Source organism: Ruminococcus sp. RTP21484sp1_RTP21281st1_A8_RTP21281_210402 (genome assembly GCF_040914025.1).
Classification (GTDB): Bacteria; Bacillota; Clostridia; order Lachnospirales; family Lachnospiraceae; genus Blautia_A; species Blautia_A faecis.
The window spans coordinates 1-23773 of sequence record NZ_JBCPGE010000021.1 but is presented as its reverse complement, the minus strand read 5'-3'; the positions used below and the strand labels follow the sequence as shown (position 1 = coordinate 23773).

Annotated in this window: 25 protein-coding genes and 1 pseudogene; 20 read left to right on the top strand and 6 right to left on the bottom strand. The window is 44.0% G+C overall.

The genetic code is table 11. The features are described from left to right. Window positions 1-43 precede the first annotated feature (43 nt). The 3 genes from AB5170_RS11480 to AB5170_RS11470 all read left to right on the top strand — a co-directional run bounded on the left by AB5170_RS11480 (window position 44) and on the right by AB5170_RS11470 (window position 3258). On the top strand, window positions 44-1582 hold the full coding sequence (locus AB5170_RS11480) for an ABC transporter substrate-binding protein (RefSeq protein WP_195477660.1): 1539 nt from the start codon (window positions 44-46) through the stop codon (window positions 1580-1582). Window positions 1583-1705: 123 nt separating this feature from the next. Next, window positions 1706-2500, top strand: coding sequence for an ABC transporter ATP-binding protein (locus AB5170_RS11475; RefSeq protein ID WP_368361313.1), 795 nt, complete (start codon window positions 1706-1708; stop codon window positions 2498-2500). After that, window positions 2497-3258: an ABC transporter ATP-binding protein gene (locus tag AB5170_RS11470; RefSeq protein ID WP_173734841.1), complete on the top strand. Its 762-nt coding sequence runs from the start codon at window positions 2497-2499 to the stop codon at window positions 3256-3258. Before AB5170_RS11475 ends, AB5170_RS11470 begins: the two co-directional genes overlap by 4 nt. Window positions 3259-3576: 318 nt before the next feature. Here AB5170_RS11470 and AB5170_RS11465 read toward each other — a convergent pair whose 3' ends face one another. Further along, window positions 3577-3744 carry a DUF6783 domain-containing protein gene (locus AB5170_RS11465; protein WP_368361322.1) on the bottom strand — a complete coding sequence of 56 codons (168 nt, stop codon included), beginning with the start codon at window positions 3742-3744 and terminating at the stop codon, window positions 3577-3579. Window positions 3745-3842: 98 nt separating this feature from the next. Between AB5170_RS11465 and AB5170_RS11460 the strand changes: the two genes are divergently transcribed. From AB5170_RS11460 to AB5170_RS11435, 6 genes are all read left to right on the top strand, one after another. Next, window positions 3843-5423 carry an ABC transporter substrate-binding protein gene (locus tag AB5170_RS11460; protein WP_368361312.1) on the top strand — a complete coding sequence of 527 codons (1581 nt, stop codon included), beginning with the start codon at window positions 3843-3845 and terminating at the stop codon, window positions 5421-5423. Window positions 5424-5498: 75 nt separating this feature from the next. Beyond that, window positions 5499-6491 (top strand): ABC transporter permease, encoded by a 993-nt coding sequence (locus AB5170_RS11455; protein ID WP_173769336.1) that lies wholly within the window; start codon window positions 5499-5501, stop codon window positions 6489-6491. Then, window positions 6488-7375, top strand: coding sequence for an ABC transporter permease (locus AB5170_RS11450; RefSeq protein WP_243879989.1), 888 nt, complete (start codon window positions 6488-6490; stop codon window positions 7373-7375). Before AB5170_RS11455 ends, AB5170_RS11450 begins: the two co-directional genes overlap by 4 nt. 50 nt (window positions 7376-7425) lie before the next feature. After that, complete coding sequence (locus tag AB5170_RS11445) at window positions 7426-8364, top strand: ABC transporter ATP-binding protein (RefSeq protein ID WP_368361311.1); 939 nt, start codon at window positions 7426-7428, stop codon at window positions 8362-8364. Between the two features lie 175 nt (window positions 8365-8539). Further along, complete coding sequence (locus AB5170_RS11440) at window positions 8540-9157, top strand: ABC transporter ATP-binding protein (protein WP_148461111.1); 618 nt, start codon at window positions 8540-8542, stop codon at window positions 9155-9157. A 215-nt stretch (window positions 9158-9372) separates the two neighbouring features. Beyond that, window positions 9373-9966, top strand: a complete 594-nt coding sequence (locus tag AB5170_RS11435; protein WP_118578167.1) for a 50S ribosomal protein L25 — start codon at window positions 9373-9375, stop codon at window positions 9964-9966. A gap of 185 nt (window positions 9967-10151) precedes the next feature. Here AB5170_RS11435 and AB5170_RS11430 read toward each other — a convergent pair whose 3' ends face one another. Together AB5170_RS11430 and AB5170_RS11425 are read right to left on the bottom strand one after the other, a co-directional pair. Further along, complete coding sequence (locus tag AB5170_RS11430) at window positions 10152-11051, bottom strand: selenium metabolism-associated LysR family transcriptional regulator (protein ID WP_118578168.1); 900 nt, start codon at window positions 11049-11051, stop codon at window positions 10152-10154. 57 nt (window positions 11052-11108) lie between these two features. Then, window positions 11109-12272, bottom strand: coding sequence for an aminotransferase class V-fold PLP-dependent enzyme (locus tag AB5170_RS11425; protein ID WP_118578169.1), 1164 nt, complete (start codon window positions 12270-12272; stop codon window positions 11109-11111). Between the two features lie 169 nt (window positions 12273-12441). Here AB5170_RS11425 and yedE point away from each other — a divergent pair, with 169 nt between their 5' ends. The 8 genes from yedE to AB5170_RS11385 all read left to right on the top strand — a co-directional run bounded on the left by yedE (window position 12442) and on the right by AB5170_RS11385 (window position 18928). Continuing rightward, on the top strand, window positions 12442-13521 hold the full coding sequence (gene yedE / locus AB5170_RS11420) for a YedE family putative selenium transporter (protein WP_368361310.1): 1080 nt from the start codon (window positions 12442-12444) through the stop codon (window positions 13519-13521). Between the two features lie 91 nt (window positions 13522-13612). Continuing rightward, complete coding sequence (locus AB5170_RS11415; protein WP_148461112.1) at window positions 13613-13819, top strand: sulfurtransferase TusA family protein; 207 nt, start codon at window positions 13613-13615, stop codon at window positions 13817-13819. Beyond that, on the top strand, window positions 13819-14061 hold the full coding sequence (locus AB5170_RS11410) for a DUF3343 domain-containing protein (RefSeq protein ID WP_148461113.1): 243 nt from the start codon (window positions 13819-13821) through the stop codon (window positions 14059-14061). Before AB5170_RS11415 ends, AB5170_RS11410 begins: the two co-directional genes overlap by 1 nt. 31 nt (window positions 14062-14092) lie before the next feature. Then, window positions 14093-14731, top strand: a complete 639-nt coding sequence (locus AB5170_RS11405) for a DUF3786 domain-containing protein (protein WP_148461114.1) — start codon at window positions 14093-14095, stop codon at window positions 14729-14731. Window positions 14732-14992: 261 nt separating this feature from the next. Beyond that, a complete protein-coding gene (locus tag AB5170_RS11400; protein WP_173734844.1) occupies window positions 14993-15760 on the top strand; it encodes an ABC transporter ATP-binding protein in 768 nt (255 codons plus the stop codon). Beyond that, entirely contained in the window at window positions 15753-17774 is a 2022-nt protein-coding gene (locus AB5170_RS11395) for an FtsX-like permease family protein (protein ID WP_173773336.1), read from the top strand. Before AB5170_RS11400 ends, AB5170_RS11395 begins: the two co-directional genes overlap by 8 nt. 121 nt (window positions 17775-17895) lie before the next feature. Further along, window positions 17896-18621 carry an AzlC family ABC transporter permease gene (locus AB5170_RS11390; RefSeq protein ID WP_173716050.1) on the top strand — a complete coding sequence of 242 codons (726 nt, stop codon included), beginning with the start codon at window positions 17896-17898 and terminating at the stop codon, window positions 18619-18621. Further along, complete coding sequence (locus AB5170_RS11385) at window positions 18611-18928, top strand: AzlD domain-containing protein (RefSeq protein ID WP_118578176.1); 318 nt, start codon at window positions 18611-18613, stop codon at window positions 18926-18928. Before AB5170_RS11390 ends, AB5170_RS11385 begins: the two co-directional genes overlap by 11 nt. 43 nt (window positions 18929-18971) lie before the next feature. Here AB5170_RS11385 and dapF read toward each other — a convergent pair whose 3' ends face one another. Then, a complete protein-coding gene (gene dapF, locus AB5170_RS11380; RefSeq protein ID WP_148461117.1) occupies window positions 18972-19826 on the bottom strand; it encodes a diaminopimelate epimerase in 855 nt (284 codons plus the stop codon). Window positions 19827-20162: 336 nt separating this feature from the next. Between dapF and AB5170_RS11375 the strand changes: the two genes are divergently transcribed. The 3 genes from AB5170_RS11375 to AB5170_RS11365 all read left to right on the top strand — a co-directional run bounded on the left by AB5170_RS11375 (window position 20163) and on the right by AB5170_RS11365 (window position 22612). Further along, window positions 20163-20942, top strand: coding sequence for a transporter substrate-binding domain-containing protein (locus tag AB5170_RS11375; RefSeq protein ID WP_148461118.1), 780 nt, complete (start codon window positions 20163-20165; stop codon window positions 20940-20942). Window positions 20943-21183: 241 nt separating this feature from the next. Beyond that, window positions 21184-21876, top strand: coding sequence for an amino acid ABC transporter permease (locus tag AB5170_RS11370; RefSeq protein WP_118578179.1), 693 nt, complete (start codon window positions 21184-21186; stop codon window positions 21874-21876). A gap of 13 nt (window positions 21877-21889) precedes the next feature. Further along, the gene (locus AB5170_RS11365) at window positions 21890-22612 is read left to right on the top strand and encodes an amino acid ABC transporter ATP-binding protein (RefSeq protein WP_148461325.1); all 723 of its coding nucleotides are present in this window, start codon (window positions 21890-21892) and stop codon (window positions 22610-22612) included. 86 nt (window positions 22613-22698) lie between these two features. On the opposite strand, the gene AB5170_RS11360 is transcribed toward AB5170_RS11365, so the two are convergent. Continuing rightward, window positions 22699-23109 carry a CBS domain-containing protein gene (locus AB5170_RS11360; protein ID WP_148461119.1) on the bottom strand — a complete coding sequence of 137 codons (411 nt, stop codon included), beginning with the start codon at window positions 23107-23109 and terminating at the stop codon, window positions 22699-22701. Window positions 23110-23129: 20 nt separating this feature from the next. Then, a pseudogene (locus AB5170_RS11355) lies at window positions 23130-23773 on the bottom strand (aspartate--ammonia ligase); the annotation flags it as partial.

Genomic DNA, 23773 nt, shown 5'->3' with positions numbered 1-23773 from the left:
ATGTTAAATATAAGAGTATGAATAAACACGAGGAGGAATGTAAATGAAAACAAAGAAGATTCTTGGAATTGCACTGGCTGTCTGTATGACAATGGGATTAACTACAGTGCCTGCAATGGCTGAAGAAAAGAAAACATTTGTATTTGGTGATACCACCTTTAATGCGGAGAATGAAGAAGCGGATATCAATCCACAGAACACCTACGCCGGCTGGGCCTGCATCCGCTATGGTGTCGGCGAAACCCTGTTCCGCTATTCCGATACCATGGAAATTGAACCATGGATTGCCAAAGAATATGAAAATGTAGATGAGCTGACCTGGAAAATTACTTTGAACGATGGTGTTGTATTTTCCAATGGGCGTGTCTGTGATGGACAGGCGGTAAAGGAAAGCCTGGAGTCTCTGATTGAAAATCATGAAAGAGCAGCGGGGGACCTTTGCATTGACAGTATTGAGGCAGATGGAAATGTGGTTACCATTAAGACCAAAGAGCCGAAACCGGCATTGATCAATTATCTGTGTGACCCGTATGGATGTATTATTGATGTGCAGGCGGGAATTACCGACAATGGCATTGTAATCGGTACAGGTCCTTATGTGGCTACAGACCTTGTAACAGACGATCATGTTGATCTTGTAAAAAATGAAAACTACTGGAATGGCGATGTAAACGTAGATGAAATTACCGTCCGCACCATTTCCGATGGTGATACACTGGCATTTGCACTTCAGGCAGGTGAAATCAATGCTGCCTATGGTATGGCATATGCAAGCTATCCTTTATTTGAGAATGATGATTTTACGTTCTCCAGTGCTGCAACAAGCCGCGCATTCTATGCATGGATGAATTTTGAAAGTACGGTAACTTCTGATCCGGCAGTCCGCAAGGCAATTGCCATGGGAATTGACAAAGAGAGCTTCGTATCCGTACTTCTGAATGGATACGGATATCCTGCAGTTGGTGCATTCCCGGATACTTTTTCATTTGGCGGACAGAATCTGACTACAGAGAGCTATGATCCGGATGGAGCCAAAAAGGTTCTGGAAGATGCAGGCTGGGTTGATTCAGATGGTGACGGAATCCGTGAAAAGGATGGCGAGAAGCTTGTGATCCGCTGGCTTACTTATCCAAGCCGTCAGGAGCTTCCGCTGCTGGCTGAGTCAGCCCAGGCAACTCTGAAAGAGATTGGTATGGATGTTCAGGTTAACTGCACATCTGACAGTAATACTATCCGTAAAGATCCTGCACAGTGGGACGTATACGCAAGTGCCATGGTAACAGCCCCAACAGGAGATCCGGAGAATTTCTTCACAACCTGTGCTTTGGATAACTCTGTTTCCAATAATGGACATTATCACAGTGATAAGCTGGAAGAGCTTGCAAAAGAGCTGAGAAAAGAATTTGATGTGGAAAAACGTTCTGAACTGGGAATTCAGATGCAACAGACCGTTCTGGATGACAATGCTTATGTGTTCTGTTCTCATCTTAAAATGAGTATGATCATGCAGTCAAATGTAACCGGTCTTGTGGCCCATCCTTGTGATTATTATGAGCTGACAGCAGATCTGGATATTAACTAAGGAAAAATACGCTTTGTGAGTCTGACCTGCCTATGGTGCAAATGAGAGCCAGCTGCCCTGTATGGATAATACACGCAGCTGGCAGAAATATTTTTGGGATATCAAGGAGGAGTTTGCGCGACAATGGAGAATAAAATACTGATCTATGATTCGGTGGAGATATCCTTTGATGGGGAAGCGGTAGTCCATGATGTAAGCTTCTCGCTTACACCGGGCGAAATCCTGGGGCTTGTAGGAGAATCCGGAAGTGGTAAAAGTACACTGATCAAAGCTGCTATGGGACTTCTTGGTTCAGGAGGCCTGGTAACCAGAGGCGACATCTGTTATATGGGACAGAATATTCTGGATATTTCAGAGAAGGAAAAAAGAAAAATCCGGGGAGCAGGAATCGGCATGATTTTTCAGGATGCAGGAGCCTCTCTTTGCCCTATCCGTACGATTGGTGACCAGATTTATGAGAGTATGCGCGCCCATAAGAAAGTGAGCAGAAATGAAGCAAAGGATCGTGCCATGGAATTGTTTGAAAAGCTGAATTTTAAAGATAGTCAGCGCGTGTGGGACAGCTATCCCTTTGAATTATCCGGCGGAATGAACCAGAGAGCAGGGATTGCCATTTCCATGCTGATGAATCCACCGATTCTTTTGGCAGACGAACCTACAAGTGCACTGGATGTATCGGTTCAGCGTCAGGTAGTAAGAGAAATGTTAAAGCTCAGGGAATTGTTTGGAACAGCAATTATAATTGTAACCCACGATATTGGTGTAGTTCGGGCAATGGCGGATACCGTTCTGGTTCTGAAGAATGGAAAAATGGTGGAATATGGAGAGGCAAAAAAGGTGTTGAACCATCCACAGGATCCCTATACGAAGAAGCTGCTGGCAGCAGTTCCAAGGCTTAAGAGAAAGGAAAGATCATGAACACACTTTTGGAAGCTGAACACTTAACGAAGGTATTTGCGCAGAGGGGAAAAGAGCCTTTTAAAGCTGTGGATGACGTAAGCTTTTCTTTGCAGGCAGGAGAAACACTTGGAATTGTTGGCGAATCCGGCTCCGGAAAAAGTACACTGGCGAAGATGATCACAAGGCTGACGGATATTACCGATGGTACTTTGAAATTCCAGGGAAAAGACATTACGAAATTAAAACAGAGCCAGTTAAGGGATGTATATGGAAATATCCAGATGGTTTTTCAGAATCCGACAGGTTCCTTTGATCCGAGAAGAACTTTGGGAGACGGAATCGGAGAGAGCCTTCGAAATCGCGGCATGAAGAAGGCCGATATTGCAATAAGGGTGAAAGAACTGCTGGAACAGTGCGGACTTGAAGAAGAGCTGGCTAAAAGATATCCACATGAGGTCAGTGGAGGACAGTGCCAGAGAGCTGCAATTGCAAGGGCACTGGCAGTGGAACCGAAGGTGCTGATCTGCGATGAAGCTACCAGCTCACTGGATGTGACCATTCAGAAGCAGATCATGGAGCTTCTGGAAGAGCTGAAGGATACACATGGCTTATCCTTTATATTTATCTGCCATAATCTTGCACTTGTACAGAGCTTCTGCGATAAGGTGCTGGTTCTGTATGACGGAAAAGTGGTGGAGAGCGGGAAGCCGGATGCTATTATCAATGAGCCGAAAGAGGCGTATACAAAGAAGCTGGTGGATGCAGTATTTGAGTAAAATAAGCACAGAAGAAAGCCCTGCCGGGCAGGATTGCACTGCGACGATAGGGGAGTTGCCGCTCGAGGCGCCCCACCGCAGTCGGAGAATCCTGCAAGCAGGATTTTTTTTTCTTGAAATTTCCTTGTAAGATATTCCATAAAAGCAGAAAAATATGCAAAATGGGAATGGGTAAATATCCCCCTGGGGAGCTTGTGATACCTGTTGATTCTGGTACAATAGGTTTCAGCAGCAAGGCAGAAAATGCCTGAAATGCGAATTTTTATACATAGTTACATGTAACACCTCCACTCATTATTACATGTAAATACAGACCTTCTATAGAAAGACAGTTATAGGACAAAAGCTTATAACTGCCTTTCTTATCTGGAGCGTATTTGAAAAAAATTCCGCAGTCTGCACGCTCCACTTTGCGGTATATTTCACTCGGATTCGGGAAAAATCTCCACAAATTGTGATGTACATCTTGCAGAAAGCCTTTTTCAGACACGCTCTGAGAAGAAATGAGGGATGGAGAAAAAAGAGTCAGTAATCTTCAGAAAATAATATTTCTGATGATAATAAAAACAAGAGGGAGAACTGCTATGAAAATCAAGAAAGTAATCAGTTTATTATGTACAGCGGCCATGCTGCTGGCTGTACCAGCCGGGAATGTTTATGCTGGTGCGGAGGATCAGTCTGTGGTAGTTACAATGCCAACCACATCAGAACCGGAATCCGGTTTTGATCCGGCTTACGGATGGGGAGCCGGAGAGCATGTTCATGAGCCATTGATCCAGAGTACCCTGGTTCGTACCACCAAGGACCTTGGAATTGAAAATGATCTTGCCACAGAGTATTCCTGCAGTGACGATGGTCTTACCTGGACAGTAAAAATTCGTGATGATGTGAAGTTTACAGATGGAGAGCCATTGACCGCCTCTGATGTTGCCTTTACCTTTAATACCTGTCGTGATGAAAGCTCTGTAAACGATTTTACCATGTTGAAGGAAGCGGTTGCAGTGGACGATACAACAGTAGAGTTTCATATGAATGAGCCATATTCCATTTGGCCATACACCATGGCAATTGTAGGAATCGTACCAGAGCATGCCTATGATGAAAATTATGGACAGAATCCAATTGGTTCCGGACGTTATATTATGAAGCAGTGGGACAAAGGCCAGCAGGTTATTTTTGAAGCAAACCCGGATTACTACGGAGAAGAACCAAAGATCAAAAAACTGACGGTGCTGTTTATGGAAGAAGATGCAGCCATGGCAGCGGCAATGTCCGGACAGGCAGATGTAGCTCACACAGCAGCCTCTTACAGTGACCAGGAAATTGACGGATATGAACTCCTGAGTGTGGCAACTGTGGATAACCGTGGCTTTAATCTTCCATGTACAGAACCAGAAGAAAAGGACGGTATCACATATGGAAACAGTCTGACTTCCGATGTGAAGGTACGACGTGCAATTAATCTTGCTATTGATCGCGAGGAGATGATTGAAAATGTACTCAATGGTTATGGAACAGTAGCCTATAGCGTTTGCGACAAAATGCCATGGTACAACGAGGATGCTGTTACAGAGTATGACCTTGATGCAGCGAAGGCTTTGATGGAAGAAGCAGGCTGGATAGAAGGCGATGACGGAATAAGAGAAAAAGATGGGGAAAAAGCAGAGCTTACCATTATGTTTTCAAATGGAGATTCTGTGCGCCAGGCACTTGCAGAAGACTCTGCGAATCAGCTGCGTGAGCTTGGAATTGATGTAACTACTTCTGGTGTTGGCTGGGATACCGCCTACGATCAGGCACAGTCAGAACCGCTTATATGGGGATGGGGAGCACATAGCCCTATGGAGCTTTACAATATTTATCACACCATCAAAGATACCGGAAGTGCGGAATATTCTCCATATGCAAATGAGACAGTTGACAAATACATGGACGAAGCACTTGCAAGCAGCAATCTGGAAGAATCCTACGATCTCTGGAAAAAAGCCCAGTGGGACGGAAACACAGGAATTACACAGGAAGGGGATATTCCGTGGATCTGGCTGTGCAATATTGACCATCTTTATTTTGTACGTGACGGTCTGAAAGTGGCAGATCAGAAATTACATCCTCATGGCCATGGCTGGTCTATTGTAAACAACGTTGACCAGTGGGAGTGGGAATAAAGAAAGCAATAAGGAATGCTTTTTGTACATATATCAGGTATGAAGAGTAGGAAAAAACGAAACGGATAAATTAAGATGAAACGTATAGGTATTTACGCAGGAAAGAACTTGCTACGAATCATATTACTGCTTTTTGCAGTAAGCATTCTTACCTTTGCCCTTGTATCAGCTTCCCCCATTGACCCGTTACAGGCCAATGTGGGGCAGGCTGCCCTGGGCAGTATGAGTAAAGAACAAAAAGAAAAGCTGCGCTCCTACTGGGGCGTGGATGAACCGCCAGTGCAGAGATATCTGAACTGGCTGAATGCATTTATAAAGGGAGATGGGGGAATTTCTCTGTTATACCGGCAGCCGGTGACAAAGGTCATTGCAGTGAAGCTGGGAAATTCTCTTTTTCTTATGGGACTGGCGTGGGTGGTTTCCGGCCTGGTGGGTTTCCTTCTGGGGGTAATTGCAGGGGTGTTTCAGGGCAGGCTGCCGGATAAGATCATAAAAGGTTATTCGTTGGTGATTGCCAGTACTCCTTCTTTCTGGCTGGCGCTTTTGCTGTTGATCATTTTTGGAGTCTGGATGAAAATCCTTCCCATTGGACTTAGTGTTCCTATTGGAGTAGAAGCCAGCGGTGTTACCTTTTTGGACAGAGTGCGCCATGCCATTCTTCCGGCAGTCACTTTAAGCATAACCGGAATTTCGAATATCACATTACATACCAGGGAAAAAATGATTGATATAATGGAAAGCGATTACATCCTTTTTGCAAAGGCGCGGGGAGAGAAAACCGGAAGCATCATTCTTCGCCATGGCATTCGTAATGTGCTGCTTCCGGCCATGACCCTGCAGTTTGCATCTGTTAGTGAGATCATAGGAGGCTCGGTTCTTGTGGAGCAGGTATTTTCCTATCCGGGACTGGGACAGGCGGCTGTAGCGGCGGGAACTGGCAGTGATGTGCCTCTTCTTATGGGAATTACATTGATAACAGCAGCCATTGTTTTTCTGGGAAATTTCCTGGCAAATGTACTGTATGGAGTTGTTGATCCCAGAATCCGGAAGGGAGGGCTGGGACTATGAGCGAAGGTGTAATGAAAAACAGTTGTTCAAAGGGCAGCCCGGGAGCCGTGGAAAAGCAGAGGACAAGGCTGAACCAGCGGCAGAAAGCAAGGCTTTTGCTGATTTTTTCTGTAGCTTTTCTGGCGGTGACAGCCATACTTGGGGTGGTGCTTCATGATGCCGCTATGGTGACCGATTTTTCCAGAAAAAATATTGCCCCCTGTCTGAAATATCCTTTTGGTACGGACTGGCTGGGCAGAAATATGTTTTACCGTACTCTTACAGGTTTATCTATGAGTATTCTTATTGGCGTGCTGGCAGCAGGTGTAAGCGCAGTTATGGCACTGATTCTTGGAATTTGTGCAGCAACTCTTGGAAAAAAGGTGGACTCTGCCATTTCTTTTGCAATTGACACTGTTATGGGAATTCCGCATATTCTGCTGTTGCTTCTGATTTCCTATGCTATGGGAAAAGGGCTGAAGGGAGTGATTGCAGGTGTGGCGCTGACGCACTGGACATCTCTGGCAAGGCTGATCAGAGGAGAGGTTATGCAGCTTCGGGAAAGTGAATATATTCAGATCGCAGGAAAGCTTGGGCTGGGCAAATGGGAGATTGCGAAAAAACACATAGTTCCCCATGTTCTGCCCCAGTTTATTGTTGGATTGGTATTGCTTTTCCCACACGCAATTCTTCATGAGTCCAGTATTACATTTCTGGGCTTCGGGCTTTCCACGGAGCAGCCGGCGATTGGAGTTATTTTATCAGAAAGTATGCGCTATCTGATCATGGGCAAATGGTGGCTGGCTGTATTTCCTGGAATGATGCTGGTTCTTACGGTTGTGCTGTTTGAAAAAGGCGGTACAGCTCTTCGTCAGCTTCTGGATCCGGGAAGTGTTCACAAATAGAGAATAGCAGGAGGGACTGTCCGGTAAGAGACAGCAGCGTATGAAAAAATATGAGTTGTACAAATAAGAAAAAAATACTGGAAATAGAAGAGCTTTCCGTTTCCTTTCTCCAATATAAAGGGAAAACCAGCAGACAGAGCTGGCTTCCCGTGATTTCAGGCTTATCTGTTGCAGTGAGGGAAGGGGAACTGGTGGCTGTAGTCGGCTCCAGCGGTTCCGGAAAAAGTCTTCTGGCACATGCGATTTTGGGAATTCTGCCTTATAATGCAAATGTATCCGGAACTATGAAGTTCCAGGGTGAATTGATGGACGAAAAGAAGATCAGTGAACTTCGTGGAAAGGAAATTGCTTTTGTGCCTCAGAGCACCTTATATCTGGATCCGCTTATGAAAGTGGGGAAACAGGTCTGGGGAAAAAGAGGAAGAAAAGGGGCAGAAAAGCAATCGGAATTGTTCCGCAGGTATGGTCTGCCTAAGGAAACTGAAACGAAATATCCTTTCGAGTGTTCTGGAGGAATGACCAGAAGAATTTTGCTGTCTACTGCATTAATGGAAAATCCAAAGCTTATTATTGCGGATGAACCTACGCCTGGCATGGACCTGACACTTGCAAAAAAGTCTATGGAGGATTTCAGAAAATTTGCAGATGAAGGAAATGGAGTTCTTCTGATTACTCATGAGATTGAGCTGGCACTGGAAGTTGCTGACAGGATCGTTGTTTTTTATGCAGGAAAAACAGTGGAAGAGGCCCCGGTTTCAGATTTTCGTTCAGAAGAGACCTTGCGCCATCCTTATACAAAAGCATTGTGGCGGGCACTTCCGCAGAATGGCTTTACTCCTCTTGACGGAACCCAGCCTTATGTGAAAGATATGCCGCAGGGATGTCCTTTTGGACCAAGGTGCAGCTGGTATCGGGAAGAATGCAAGGGGGAAATACCTATGTTGGAGGCTGGATGCGGAAGTGTCAGGTGTATCCGGTATTGCATGTAAAACGGAAATACCACCTATCGGCGACATTACTATATAGGAAAGTCAGCGGTTGTGTGCCTGTGGCACTCCCACAGCTACAGACAGCATTCGTAATCCGGGACTTTCATAGTAAAGTCAGATATGGAATGACTTTAATGTATATTGCCTACTGAATAGCTATAACAGGAGATATAAAATGATTCTGGAAGCACGAGATATTTCATTTTCTTATGAGAGAAAAGGTGCAGAACTTTTTTCAAATATAAAATTTAAAGTGGAAAACAACGAAAGAGTGTGGGTGCCAGGACCAAGTGGCTATGGAAAAACCACATTGTGTAAAATTCTGGCGGGTTACCTGGAACCTTGCAAAGGACAGATTTTGCTGGATGGAAAGCCTTTGCCGAAGAAAGGGTATTGTCCGGTGCAGATGATCTGGCAGCATCCGGAAAGGACTGTGAATCCCAGACTGAAAATGGAAAAAATTTTGTCTGATGGAGGGCAGGTTGAAAATCGGATCATAGAGGGGCTGGGGATAGAAGAAGATTGGCTGAACCGGTATCCTCAGGAATTATCCGGTGGGGAATTGCAGCGTTTCTGTATTGCAAGAGCACTGGGAAAAGAGACAAGGTTTCTGATTGCAGACGAGATCAGTACCATGCTGGATCTCATCACGCAGAGCCAGATCTGGAATTTTCTGCTGGATGAAGTAAAAAGGCGGGAAATCGGGTTGATCGTGGTATCTCATAGTGAGGCATTATTGAAGCAGGTTGCAGAGCGAAAACTGCCTTTTACGGCAGAGAAGACAACTGCCTGAAAATTTTGAGTGATTCATTTATTTTATACTTCCATTTTCCAAGAAAAACAAGAGCAGATTTTAACAAAAAAATCCCTTAAAAAAAAGTTATGTTTGGTTAATCATAATTGAAACAAGTGACTATAATAAGGGACGTAAAAAGAAAAAAGAAGTACTTAACAAAACCTCTTTGTTGAAGGCTGCTAAGCGTTTCAGAATTTTGGAGGAAAAGATAAATGAATACTTTAAAAGCTGAAAAAAGAAGCATGGATGTCAAAGCAAAGAAATTAAGAAGAGAAGGATTTGTAACAGGTAACCTGTTCGGCAGAGAAATTGAAGGTTCCATTCCCCTTAAGTTTACTAAGAAAGAAATTGAAGTTCTGTTGAAGAACAACAATAAAGGAAGCCAGGTAATGCTGGAACTGGATGGTAAAACCTATGATGCGCTGATCAAGGAAGTTGATTATAATCCACTTGCACATACAGTAGAGGAAGTTGATTTCCAGGCACTGGTAAGCAATGAGATGGTTCATTCCACTGCTGAGATCATTCTGGAAAATGAAGAGAAGGTTATGTCCGGTGTTCTGCAGGATGAGTTGAAAGAGGTTGCATACAAAGCACTTCCGGCAGATCTGGTTGACAAGATCAAGGTTGATGTGGCTGGTATGAAGATTGGTGATACGCTTCGTGTGAAAGACCTTGAAATCGCCAAGAATAAGAATATCCACATCACAACTGATCCGGAAGCAGTTGTCGCAACTGTAACACCAGTTCACAACGTAGTTCCGGAGACTGAGACAGAGGCTGAAGAGACTGCTGAGGAGAAATAAGCTGGCGGCAGTTGCTGAAATTGAATTTTGAATATGTGGGAATGAAATGGGAAGCTGTTCACTGGGAAATTGGTGGGCAGCTTCCTTTTGTCTGGTATTTCTAAAAGGCGGTTATTAGAGTGTGTTTGAAAAATCTCCCATAAATTGTGACGCACATCGTGCAGAAAGCCTTTTTTAAACACGCTCTAATAAAAATTTGTTACGAATTTTAAAAACTGCTTCACATGTGGCTTCAGAATCCGGTTCTTACTGTACACAATGTAGAAGGTTCGCATGGCGGATTCGTGATTCAGGGGAAACATGAGAATCTGGTGGGTGTCGGCCAGATCTTTGGCAGAGCAGGCAGAGAGGATGGAGATTCCAAGGCCGCCGGCTACAGACTTGCGGATGGCCTCCAGATCGTTCATGCGGGCTACAATGTGCAGGGAAGAAGCCGGGATATTTCGTTTTTCCAGATAGCGGTCAATTTCCTTTTTGGTTCCAGAACCAGTTTCGCGCATAATAAAGGGTTCTCTTAGAAAATCAGAGAAATCAAGGGTACCGGAATCCATTTTTTGCTGATATTGCAGGTAATGCTGGTTGACCGGGGTGGCAATTACAAGTTTATCTTTGCAAAAAGGAATAAAACAGCAGTCTGGTTCGTCAAAGGTATTTCCCACCAGAGCCAGATCCACGCTGCCATCTAGAACTCTTGCCACAGCGCCGAGACTGTCGGATTGCCAGGAGTGAAAATATACGTCTGGAATCTGGCAGGTGAAGGCACTGAGAATACCTGGCAGAAGGTAGGAGGAAGGAATGGTGGAAACAGCCAGGTCAATGATCTTTTTATTTTGTCCGGTGAACTCTTCTATAATGTTGCTGCGCATGTTCAGCATATTGGAGGCGCAGTCATAGAGCAGAAGACCGCGCTGGGTGATGTTCAGCTTCTTGGTGGTGCGGATCAGCAGCCGCGAGTTCAATTCCTGTTCCAGAGAATTGATGTGGGCACTGATGGTGGGCTGGGTCAGGTTCAGCTGGCGGGCGGCTTCGGAGAAGCTTTTATTTTCGACTACGGCTACGAAGGCCTCTAATTGTTTAAATTCCATAGGATAAAAATACTGGTTCCTTTCTCAAAGACTAATTAAGTGTTACTAATGCTGAATTTATAAGTCTAAAATTTTCTTTAATCCCTGGATGGCAAAATCCAGCTCATTCTTTGTATTTTCCGGTCCAAAGGAGAACCGGATAGTTCCGGCAGGATAAGTACCAAGCGTCTTGTGGGCGTTTGGAGCGCAGTGGAGTCCGACTCTGGTCATAACACCATACTCATTGTCCAGCTGCCACGCCACCTGTGACATGTCGATTTCTGGTGTCTGGATCGAAACAACTGCATTTCGGTCAGTGAGATCTTTTTTTCCAATAATACGGATATGTCTGCCAGTATCGTCCAGTGCCTGCAGCTGTTCCAGAAAATAACCAGTGAGAGACAATTCTTTTTCATTTATCGCCTGCAAAGAATGCGTTTTCAAGTACAAAAGTGCTTCATGCAGTCCATAAATTCCAGGCAGATTAGGTGTCCCGGATTCAAAGCGATCCGGCATAAAATCCGGAATTTCTTCCGTATGAGATACACTTCCGGTACCGCCGGAAATCAGTGGTTCCATTTGTTCTGCCAATTCCTGGGAAACCAGGAAACCACCTGTCCCTTGTGGTCCCCGAAGTCCTTTATGTCCGGTAAAAGCTAACGCGTCAATATGCATTTTGTCCATATTAATTGGTACGATCCCAGCCGTCTGTGCAGAATCCACAACAAAATAAAGCTGGTGCCTCTGACAGATTTCCCCAAGGGCATCAAGGGGCATCCTGGTTCCGCATACATTGGAAGCATGTAAAGTGACAATAGCTTTCGTCTCAGGGCGGATCAGTTCTTCTACTTTTTCCAGAATCATAGAGCCGTCCGTTCTGCAAGGAATCCGGTCAAAGGAAATCCCTGAGGAAGCCAGCTGTACTACAGGTCTCATAACTGCATTGTGCTCCATGGCGGATACCAGAATATGGTCTCCTGGTTTTAAGAATCCTTTTAAAATAAAATTGAGACTGGTGGTGACATTCGGTGTAAAAATTACATTTTTGCATTTGGAAAAGTGGAAAAGTTCTGCCAGCAGCTGGCGTGTCTCATAAATAACTTCTTCTGCTGAGTAAGCACTGGAGTAGCAGCCGCGGTTCACGTTAACTCCGTTCATAGTCAGGTAATCCATCATAGCTTGTGCCACACCTGGAGCCTTTGGAAAAGAGGTGCTGGCCTGGTCGAGGTAAATTCGGTTCATGATTATATCCTTTCGCTTGGAAAATGGTTATTTAATATATCTATAATACCACGATTTATCGACAATATCTATAAATACTTAAAATAATCCCACATAATCAATTAGAGTTTTCTGACAAAAAATGCTAAAATAGAGGAAAGATTTGACAGTTATCTAAGGAGGAAAGAGTATGAAAGAAACATTGTCAAAGAAAGAAACACCCATAATCATCGGAGCCGGTGTCATCATCGGAATCATTGCAGTGGCTCTGGTATATTTCGGAAACCCTGCAAATATGGGCTTCTGCATTGCCTGCTTCCTGCGTGATACTTCAGGAGCACTGGGATTCCACAGTGCAGCTGCGGTTCAGTACATCCGCCCGGAAATTGTAGGACTGGTACTTGGCTCCTGCATTCTTGCTCTTGCAACCAAAGAATTTAAGCCAAGAGGCGGCTCCGCACCTGTTACCCGTTTTGTGATCGGAATGTTCGTTATGATCGGCTGCCTGATGTTCCTTGGCTGCCCATTCCGCATGATCCTTCGTCTGGCTGGCGGCGATTTCAACGCCATCTTTGGTTTGATCGGATTTATTGCTGGAATCCTTGCCGGAGTATTTTTCCTGAAAAAAGGCTATACTCTGAAACGTTCCTATAAAATGCAGCCGGTTGAAGGCGGCATTTTCCCAGTAGTGGAAATCGGAATTCTTCTGCTTCTCATTGCAGCACCTGCATTCATCCACTTCACAGAAGCTGACGGTGGTCCTGGAGCAAAGCATGCTGCAATTGCAATCTCCCTGATCGCAGGGCTTCTGGTAGGTGCACTTGCACAGAGAACCCGCCTGTGTATGGTTGGAGGAATCCGTGACGTGGTACTGTTTGGAGAGTGGAAGCTGCTTCTTGGATTTATTGCAATTCTGGTAAGTGCGTTGATCGGAAACATGATCCTGGGATATTTTAATCCAGGATTTGCAGGACAACCTGTCGCACATACAGATGGTCTTTGGAATGCACTTGGAATGGCGCTTGCAGGATTTGGCTGTGTCCTTCTTGGAGGCTGCCCGCTTCGTCAGCTGGTTCTGGCTGGTGAAGGAAACACAGACTCCGCCATCACAGTATTTGGTCTGATGGCTGGTGCAGCTGTAGCACATAATTTCGGACTGGCATCTTCTGGAGAAGGCCCGACTGCAAATGGCAAGATCGCTGTTGTGATCGGTTTTGTGGTTCTGATCGTGATTGCGACAGTAAATTCCATGCGTGAGAATGAAGCGTGAAGTTGATTAAGGACGCTCATTTATAGTATATCTGTGTAAACAGACAATTCCGTTTAGTTGAAATAATGAAAAATCTAAGGAGATTAAGTGTATGAAAACAATAGATGCAAGAGGGCTTTCCTGCCCGGAACCTGTGATCCGTACTAAGAATGCGCTGGCATCCGGTGAGAAGGCATATACGGTAATGGTAGATAACGTAACAGCCAAAGAAAACGTATCCCGTTTCGCCCTGCATCAGGGATATAAGGTGTCTGTAAAAGAGGATGGGGAAGACTTTGTCCTCACTCTTGAGAAATAATGGGAGATTACATAGCCACATTTTTTTCCCATTTTGGAGCTATGTCTTTCAAGAAAAAATGTGAGAAAGAGGGATATCCGGCTACGATCATGCCGGTGCCAAGGAATTTAAGCTCTTCCTGCGGAACCTGCGTGAAATTCACAGGGGAAGCACAGACTGCGCAAAACTGGAACTCCGATGAAGTGGAGCAGCTGGTAAAAATACTTGAAACAGGAAGCTTTCAAGTTATATGGCATAGCTAAAGGTAAATAGCGGATAAGAGGAGAATGTATTATGCCAGAAAACAGGCAGTCTAATTATGACCAGGTAATCGAGAACTGGAGATTGAAATTCCTGGAAATGGATCAGGAGGAACTGATTCGCAAATTTCAGCTGGAAGCTGATGAGGAGTTTCTTTATATCATCTACTTTTCAAAAAGATTTCGAATTGACCGAAAAAACGGATTCATTACAGAAGATGGGAAAAGCCCTGGATTTGATACGGTGATGAATATTTATAATACGTTTTACTATTCAGCAGCTCATCCTGTGGCATCGGGCAATCTGGTGGCTTTTCGCCAGGTGAAGAGAGTGTATCCTTTTGAGGCTGCTTACAGAAGGACGATTATTTCCAGGCTGCAGGAGCTTTTCGCCGGGAAAACAGAAGAATTAAGAAAAGCCTGTGAGGTTCTTGGGGGAACTTTGCTTCCTCAGGGAGATGTGGGGTATGTGCTTCCGGTATTTCCTTTTTTGAATATTGCAGTTTTGTTCTGGGATAAGGATGAGGAATTTGAAGCACAGGCAAACATGCTTTTTGATTCGGAAATCACAGAGTTCATGCATGAGGAAAACGTAGTGTGTGTGGCGGCGGACGCGGTGTATTATCTTACATTGGCTGCCGGAATGACGCCAGAGAAGATATATGCCCAATAGGGGATTATAATATAAAAAAGGTCGTATATGTCAGCGGCCTTTTTATATTGCAAAAAATACTGACCAAATCTTCTATATCATAAAGAGTTTTGCCAGATGAAATTTTTTTCTTGCAAACTTTATGTGACAACCTTACAACATTGTAAGATTCTGCCTGCATTTTGTAATCTGATTCGATGGCAGCAAGTGACTTTTTTAAGTATACTGTTTTTTGCAAGGAAGCGTATGAAAAAGCTCATTGATAAAGGAGAGGAGTAAAAAATGTCATTACTTGAAGTTACAAATCTGAAAAAAATATATACCACTCGTTTTGGCGGAAATAAGGTGCAGGCATTGAACAATGTGAATTTTTCTGTGGAAAAAGGTGAATTTGTTGCAATTATGGGAGAAAGCGGTTCCGGAAAAACTACACTTCTGAATATTCTTGCAACACTGGATAAACCTACTTCCGGAGACGTACTTCTGGATGGAAAAAGCCTGGGACACCTTTCTGATAAGGAGATTTCTACATTTCGAAGAAAAAATCTGGGCTTTGTGTTCCAGGATTTTAATCTTCTTGATACCTTCAGCCTGAGGGATAATATTTATCTGCCGCTGGTGCTGGCTGGTGAAGATTACCGGGAAATGGGGCAGAAAATCCGCCCTATTGCACAGGCTCTTCATATTTATGAGCTGCTGGAAAAATATCCTTATGAGGTCTCTGGAGGACAGAAACAAAGATGTGCAGTTGCCAGGGCTCTGATTACACAGCCGCGCCTGGTCCTTGCGGATGAACCCACAGGGGCTCTCGATTCCAAGGCTGCAAATGCTCTTCTGGACGTTTTCGGAGAGATAAACAGACAGGGACAGACCATTCTCATGGTTACTCACAGCGCCCAGGCAGCTAGCCGGGCATCCAGGGTTCTGTTCATAAAAGATGGTGAAGTTTTCCACCAGATCTATCGCGGCGAGAAAACAAAAGAGGAGATGTATCAGATGATTTCCGATACCTTAACTATTTTGATGACGGGCGGTGAGTATCATGCGTAAGGGATTTTTTGCCAGGCTGGCAGTTGTAAACATCCGAAAAAACAAACAGATCTATGTGCCCTATATTCTGGCGTGTCTGTTCAATGTGGCAATGCTGTATATGATGCTTTTTATCAATCATAATGCAGGAATGAAAACGATCCGTCACAGTGGTGACGTGTTGATGATCACGACTATGGGAGTTGGCGTTATTGTTATTTTCTCCTTTATTTTCCTGTTGTACAGCAACAGTTTCCTCATGAAAAGAAGACAAAAGGAACTGGGACTTTACAACATTCTCGGTTTGGAAAAGAAGCATATCAGCAGGGTTATGATGCTGGAGAATCTGTTTAGTGCCTTGATCAGTTTTGTTGGCGGAATCCTTGTGGGAATTCTGGGAAGCAAGCTGGCGCTTCTGCTGCTCTTGAAACTGATCAAGGTTCCGGCGTCCTTTGGGTTCGAAGTCAGCGTTCCGGCAATCAGAATATGCCTGGAAGTGTTTGGAGCTATTTTTGTTTTGATCCTTCTGGTAAATATCAAGAAGGTTTACAAAACAAACCCGATTCAGCTTCTTCAGGCACAAAATGCAGGGGAAAAGGAACCAAAAGCAAAATGGCTGATGGCGGTTGCTGGTTTTATCTGTCTGTTTATCGGATATTATATTGCCATTACCACAGAGTCACCTCTTTCGGCGCTGGCGCTGTTCTTTGTGGCAGTGGTTCTGGTAATGGCAGGAACGTATCTTCTTTTTACAGCAGGAAGCATTGTGGTGCTCAAAGTTCTGCGCTGGAATAAGAAATTTTATTATAAAACCAAGAATTTTACTGCTGTTTCCGGTATGCTGTACCGCATGAAACAAAATGCAGTTGGACTTGCAAGTATCTGCATTCTGAGCACAGGCGTACTTCTGATGATCTCTTCTACGGTGTGCCTGAATTCCGGACTGGATGATATTATGAACAAACGCTGTCCGGCGGATGTGAATGTGCTGTACCGGGGAAATTCTTATGAAGATCTGGAAAAAATGAGAGAGAAATTACTGGGAAAAATTGAAAACCAGGTTTCTTATGAGAAAATTAACACCGAAATTGCTTTTTCCTCTACGCTTGTGGGAAGCGAAGATGGGAGCTGGAAATTTGCAAATGTTGATGGGAGTTCCCTTATGGCAATGCCAGCCTCATTGGAAACCCTTACCGTGGTTCCACAGGAAGAGTATGCCAGGGTTACGGGAGAAGAGATTTCCCTTGCGCCAGGTGAAGTTCTTGCTTACCACAATGGAAAAACAGACGGTGAGACTCTGGAGATTCATAACAAGGTTTACCAGGTGAAAGAATGGCTGAAAAATTATCAGTATGTGGGAGATAATTTTTCTTCTATGGATTCTTTGAAGCTGGTTGTAAATGACGAAGACTTTTTTGCTTTGTTTTTGCAGCAGGAGGAAGTTTATCAAAGTGCAATGTCTCTGATGGAACTGGAAACGGATGTGTATCTGTCTGGAAGTGAAGAAGAAAAATATGCATCTGCCATCAAAGTAAGCGATCTTGCATCGGAGCTTCTGGATTCCGAAAAAGCAGCTGGAACTATAGAAGTGGGAATGAACTACAGTACTATAAAACAGGAACTGTATAACAGTTTTTACAGTATGTTCGGTGGAATTTTGTTCCTTGGAATTTTCCTTGGACTGCTGTTTCTGATGGGGGCGGCTATGATCATTTACTACAAGCAGGTTTCAGAGGGCTATGAGGATAAGGAACGGTTCGAGATCATGCAGAAGGTGGGCATGACTCATAAAGAGGTGAAATCTTCCATTCACAGACAGATCCTTATGGTATTTTTCCTTCCTCTTGGAATGGCAGCACTGCATATTGCTATGGCATTTCCTATGGTAAAGAGACTGCTGGCGCTGTTTAGCATGACAAACAGCGGTTTGTTTGCCAGATGCACGGTGGTGACATTATTGGTATTTGCTTTGGTTTATGGCGTGATTTATGGGCTGACAGCGAAGGTTTATTACAAGATTGTAGAGAGAAAGTGAGAATACAAGGGATAATAGTTGAATTTATTAGTGTAAAGTGCTACAATGAGAGAGCCTGGGAGGCCAAAACTGTTTCCCAGGCTCTTTGCGTGACTACAGAAGAAACCGGAGGAAATCTCTCATGAAAAAAGAGAGCTTTAAACAAGGAATTACAGATGGAATCCCCATTGCCCTGGGGTATCTGGCTGTTTCCTTTACGTTTGGTATGATGGCGGTGCAGGGCGGACTGTCTATCTGGCAGGCGGTCTTGATTTCTTTGACGAATCTTACGTCAGCGGGACAATTTGCAGGTCTTGATATTATCATAGCAGGAGGTTCCTTATGGGAAATGGCACTTACTCAGCTGATTATCAATCTGAGATACTGTCTGATGTCGTTTTCCCTTTCACAGAAGCTAAGACGTGATGAAACTTGGGGGCATCGTTACGGAGTTGCATTTGGCGTAACAGATGAGATATTCGGAGTCAGTGCCAGTAAACCGGGGAAAGTCAGTGCGTTTTATAATTATGGTGTAATGAGTGTAGCAATCCCGGGATGGACCATTGGAACCCTGCTTGGAGCTATTTCAGGAAGTATTCTTCCTAATTTTATTATGAGTGCACTTGGAGTTGCCATTTATGGAATGTTTTTGGCTGTCATTATTCCGCCATCCAAGAAAAACAAAGCAGTGCTTCTGGTTGTTCTTGGAGCAATGGCAGTGAGCGCATTATTTGCCTGGGTTCCTGTATTATCGAAAGTCTCATCCGGATTTGTGATTATTATTACTACAATTCTGGTAGCCGGACTGGCAGCATGGCTTTGCCCGGTTGATGAAGAAAATGCCAAGGAGGAAGCTCATGAAGCCTAATGTTTATATTTATATCCTGGTTATGGCTGGCGTTACATATTTGATCCGTATGCTGCCATTGGCACTGGCGAAGAAGGAGATTACCAATCCTTTTATAAAATCATTTCTGTTTTATGTGCCCTATGCCTGTCTGGCAGCTATGACGTTTCCGGCGATTTTGTCGGCAACGGCAAGTGTAATTTCAGCTGTAGTGGGATTTGTAGTGGCGCTGATTGCAGCGTACAAAGAGAAGAGTCTGCTGACTGTGGCGCTTCTTGCCTGTGGTGCAGTATTTATTGTAGAAAGAATAATGGCCTTTGCGGTGTAAGCATTACAAAATGCCTACAGTCCGCAAGGGCCTTTTTATTGAGTCATTCTCCAAGAAATCCCAGATCAATTTCCCCATCAAATACAGTAGTCGCCGGACCAGTCATATAAACCTGATCGTCATTTTCGTCCCAGAAAATATTAAGATCGCCACCAAGAAGCTTCACGGTAACCGGCTGATCACGGTCAACCAGCCCGTTCAAAATAGAAGCAACTGCAACTGCGCAGGCACCTGTTCCACAAGCCAGAGTCTCACCGGAACCGCGCTCCCAGACTCTCATCTGGACAGTGTGTCGGTCGATGACTTTTACGAATTCGGTATTGACGCGGTCAGGGAAATTTATATGGTTTTCAAAAGATGGACCGATCTTTTCGATTTCCAGCCCGTCTACGTCATTCATGTATACGATGGCGTGAGGATTTCCCATGGAAACAGCTGTAAAGTGATAAATCTGTCCGTCTACTTCAATAGGGGCATTTACGACCTGCTCAGACTCAGATACAACTGGAATCAGAGAAGCCTGAAGAATAGGGGCGCCCATATTGACCTTTACCATACTGACTTTTCCGTCACGGATAGAAAGATCCAGATATTTCACGCCGCTTTTGGTCGCTACGCTGATACTGGTCTTGTTTACAATGCCGTAATCGTAAGCATACTTGGCTACACAGCGGATGCCATTGCCGCACATAGCACCCTGGGAACCATCCAGGTTGTACATATCCATCTCACAGTCTGCAATGTCAGACGGCTTAATCAGAATCAGTCCGTCTGAGCCAATTCCAAAATGTCTGTCACTCACAAATTTGGCAACTGCTGATGGATCTTTCACAGTTTCTTTAAAACAGTTCACATATACATAATCGTTGCCGATACCATGCATTTTTGTAAATTTCATAACAAATACCTCCTGTTTAGGCGGTTAACGCCTTGGTCATTCAATTATTTAATTACTCCACACGAATCATATCATAACACAGATCTGTTATCAAAAAGTGAATTTTTCCAAATAATGACAAAGAAGTTGGGGAAATTTATGGAAACTCTTGCATTTTTCCCAAAAGCTGATAAAATGAGGAAAAGATAGATGAATGAATATGCAGAAAGCATGAATAATTATGTCCCCATCTTGTGAAGTCGGTTGTTGTGGAAGAAATAAATAGCAACAGCTTACTATGTGGATGAAGATATAAGGAACTGGTTCTGTATATGAGATTAAGAGGAGGAAAAGAATATGAAAAAATTAGTAGCTCTTGCACTTGGCACAGTAATGGCAGTTTCCATGACTGCTGGCGTATCTGCTGCAACTGTTGAGTCAAAGGATGATCTTAAGAATGCAACAATCGGTGTACAGCTTGGTACAACCGGTGATATTGAAGCTAGTGAATATGAGGCTGACGGAGCAACTGTTAAGCGTTACAGCAAAGGAAGCGAAGCAATCCAGGCACTTATGGCCGGTCAGATTGACTGTGTGATCATCGACTCACAGCCAGCTCAGAAATTTGTTGAGAATGCAGACGGACTGAAGATCCTGGACGAGCCATTCGTTGAAGAAGAGTATGCAATCTGCCTGAAGAAAGGCAATGATGAGCTTCTTGACAAGATTAACGGCGCATTAAAAGAACTGAAAGAGGACGGAACTGTTGATGATATTATGAACAACTACATCGGTGATAACATTGGCGAGACACCATATGAGTCTCCGGAAGATGTAGACCGTTCCAACGGAACTCTTGTAATGGCAACAAACGCTGAGTTCGAGCCATATGAGTACCGTGACGGTGATGAGATTGTTGGTATCGACGCTGATATTGCACAGGCAATCTGCGATAAGCTTGGATATGAGCTTGAGATCGACGATATGGAGTTTGATGCAATCCTTGCTGCAGTGCAGTCTGGAAAAGCTGATTTCGGTGCTGCCGGAATGACCGTTACAGAGGATCGTCTGGAGAGCGTTGATTTCACAGACACCTATGCAAATGCAAGCCAGGTTATCATTGTAAAAGCTGACTGATAGAAATAATACAGCATAAGCTGTCAGAGAAGTGTGAGTCACCTAGATGAATGCTGTTTGGGAAAAGCTTGGAATGTATAAGCTTTGGATACAGGCAGATCAAGGTGACTCCTACTAATGTTACTGACTGAAAGAATGAAAACAGCCAGCATACAGTTCTGGCAGCTTTTCCTATATGGAATGGTGCCGAAAGAGAAGCAGGCACTGCACCATTAGATAAGCAAATAAAAAGGGAAATAATATGTTTGAAAAATTTGGACACGATTTTTATATCAATTTTATAAAAGATGACAGATACACCTGGCTGCTGGATGGTTTGAAAAATACCATGATCATCACTGTTTTCGCCCTGTTGATCGGTATCTGTATCGGTTTTCTGGTGGCAATTATCCGTTCTTCCCACGATAAATCCGGGAATTTTAAAATTGCCAACTCCATCTGCAGAGTTTATCTGACTGTGATCCGTGGAACACCTACTGTGATCCAGCTTCTGATCATGAACTTTGTAGTTTTTGGTTCTGTAAGTGTCAATGAGATTCTGGTAGGAAGTCTGGCATTTGGTATCAATTCAGGTGCCTACGTTGCGGAGATCGTCCGTTCCGGAATCATGTCAATTGATCAGGGACAGACAGAGGCAGGACGTAGCCTGGGACTTAATTTTACCCAGACCATGCGTCTTATTATCATTCCACAGGCGTTTAAGAATGTGCTTCCTGCACTGGTAAATGAGTTTATCGTGCTGATCAAGGAAACTTCTATTATCGGTTACATCGGAATGATGGACCTGACCAAGGGTGCAATGCTGATCCAGAGCCGTACCTACAATGCTTTTATGCCTCTTCTGGCAGCAGCTGCAATTTATCTGATCGTGGTCATGGTATTGACCTTCTTTATGAATAAACTGGAGAGGAGACTGAGAACCAGTGAGCGTTGATAAGAGTAAAGTTTTGATCCAGGTACAGGATCTGAAAAAAGCGTTTGGATCCAATCAGGTTCTGGATGGAATTTCCACAGATATCTGTCAGGGCGAGGTTGTTGCCATTATTGGACCATCTGGCTCTGGTAAATCCACTTTCCTTCGTTCTCTCAACCTTCTGGAGGAGCCTACAGGAGGTAAAATCCTGTTTGAAGGAACAGATATCACAGATCCCAAGGTTGACATAAATCGACATCGTCAGAAGATCGGAATGGTTTTCCAGCAGTTTAATCTGTTTCCACACAAGACGGTAAAGCAGAATATTATGATGGCACCGGTTGCCCTGAAACTGATGACAAAGGAAGAGGCTTCCAGACGTGCGGACGAGCTTCTTGCTCGTGTGGGACTTCCAGATAAGGCAAATGCTTATCCGGATATGCTTTCCGGTGGTCAGAAGCAGCGTATTGCCATTGCAAGATCCCTTGCCATGAATCCGGATGTTATGCTTTTTGACGAGCCTACTTCTGCACTGGATCCGGAGATGGTTGGAGAGGTTCTGGAGCTGATGAAAGAGCTTGCAAAGAGCGGCATGACTATGGTTGTAGTTACTCACGAGATGGGATTTGCAAGAGAGGTTGCAACAAGAGTTTTATTTATTGATGACGGCAAAATTCAGGAACAGAATGCGCCGAAGGAGTTTTTTGAAAATCCGCAGAATCCGCGATTGAAGGAATTTTTGTCTAAGGTTCTGTAAAAAGAAAAAAGACAACCTTTTCCATTGGTTTAAATGGGACTGAGGTTGTCTTTTTTTTGTGTGAAAAAACGCGGTGATTTAAAATCCTATGCGTTTTTCTTCATTTCTTTATAACAATATTTGATGATTTCTTTCCTTGTGACAATTCCGATAAAGTGATCCTGATCATCTATAACCGGCACAAAGTTCTGGTTGATTGCGCGGTCCAGGAGATCCTCCATGTCGCAGTCAACGTGTACCGGTTTGTAGGTGGCTCTTCTGGAGATAGCCATAACTGGTACTTCCTCGGCTGTTTTCATATCCGTGATGTTCAGATTTTTCATTCCCCAGAGAAGATCACCCTCAGAAATAGTACCTACGTATTTTCCATCTGGATTCAGAATAGGAATACAGGAAAATTTCCGGTGTTCCATTTTCTCAAGAGTCTGCCTCAAAGTTTCATTCTCGAAAATGTAGGCAATATCACTTTTCGGTGTTAAGAAAAAAAGTATATTCAATTTGATCCCTCGATTCTATTTTACAGAAGTGGAATACCGCCTTTAGCAGCTTCTTCCTGCATTTCCTTAGGCCACAGGGAAACATGTACTTCTCCAATATGAGCCTTGCGCAGGAAGAACATACAGATACGGGATTGACCGATACCGCCGCCGATTGTGTATGGAAGTTCTTTATTCAGAATGGCCTTCTGGAACGGGAGCTCTCTGCGGTCGTCACAGCCGGCTTCTGTAAGCTGTTTGTCAAGTGCTGTCTCGTCTACACGGATACCCATGGAAGAAAGTTCAAGGGCAATGTCCAGTACAGGATAGTATACCAGAATATCGCCGTTTAATTCCCAGTCATCATAGTCTGGAGCACGTCCGTCGTGGCGCTCGCCATTTGTCAGTTTCTTACCTACCTGCATAAGGAAAACAGCGCCTTTTTCTTTGACAATCTTGTATTCTCTTTCCTTAGGGGTAAGATCCGGATACATGTCTACAAGCTCTTCTGTGGAGACAAATGCAATCTCTCTTGGAAGAATTTCTTCTATGTAGTCATACTGTACTGCCATGTATTTCTCTGTCTTGCGGAGTACGCTGTAGATAGTACGGACAGTGTTAATGAGAGTTTCTACATTTCTCTCTTCTTTGGTGATGATCTTCTCCCAGTCCCACTGGTCTACAT